This window comes from Rhodopirellula maiorica SM1, assembly GCF_000346295.1.
Classification (GTDB): domain Bacteria; phylum Planctomycetota; class Planctomycetia; order Pirellulales; family Pirellulaceae; genus Novipirellula; species Novipirellula maiorica.
The window spans coordinates 1-867 of the sequence record NZ_ANOG01000481.1 but is presented as its reverse complement, the minus strand read 5'-3'; the positions used below and the strand labels follow the sequence as shown (position 1 = coordinate 867).

General features: G+C 54.2%; 1 pseudogene. It reads left to right on the top strand.

From position 1 onward, the window contains the following. Positions 1 to 503, top strand: a pseudogene (locus RMSM_RS40975) (S1 family peptidase); the annotation flags it as partial. Positions 504 to 867 lie beyond the last annotated feature (364 nt).

Below are 867 nucleotides of genomic sequence, written 5' to 3'. Positions count from 1 at the left end.
GCGTCGACGCGACCGAAATCAAAGCGTTCATCGACGGATCTTGGAAAGAAGCCCCGCTGCCGACCAAGGATCTGCTGGAGGCCGCCAATATCGCACACACCAAGCACTCGACGGGGCATTACCAAGTCGAACAGGAGATTTCCGGCGGCAAAAAGCAAGTCGTTTTTGTGGCCAAAGAGACCGAGTACTTCAAACGAGCCGATGTGCGAAAGATCTGGTCGCTCGTTTCGGTTTCTAAAGACGCTCCGAATAGCGAGCTGATGATGCGACTGCTTCGACAAAGCTCGGCGACGAAAATGGGCTCATGGGCCGTCGAAAAGAATTCGTCCGGTGAACACATGATCCTATTCGTTGCCAAGCTCGATGCGACCGCACCGTCGGAAGCAGTTCAAGGAACGATCGAATACGTCGGACGCATTGCCGGAGCGATGCACAAGGAACTGAATCCCAGCAAAGACGAGAAAACCGCAAAAGAAACCTTGGCATCGTGGCTCGCCAAATAGGCAGGTTGCTCGCCAAATAAGGCCGCAAATTCCGGTAGTGGACGAGGTAACGAGTCCCGTGCTGCAGGACTCGTTACCTCGTCCACTACGAAAAAATTCGTAAGAGATCGTGTAACGCTTTTCCGAGTCTCTCGCTTGGTTATTTATCAGGCGGATGGTTAACCCCAGATCACCCGACTGATTCTCACTCAACTTCAGTCCAACTCAGCTTAGGAATCGAAATCATGAAACGCTCATTCAAAACGCTCGCCATCGCCGTCACCACCATCGCTCTGACCACCAGCAACGGTTCGCTTGCGTCGGCTTGCGGAGGACGCTCCGGTGGCGGAGGCGGCTCGTACGTTCGAGCGAGTTTCGGCGGCTA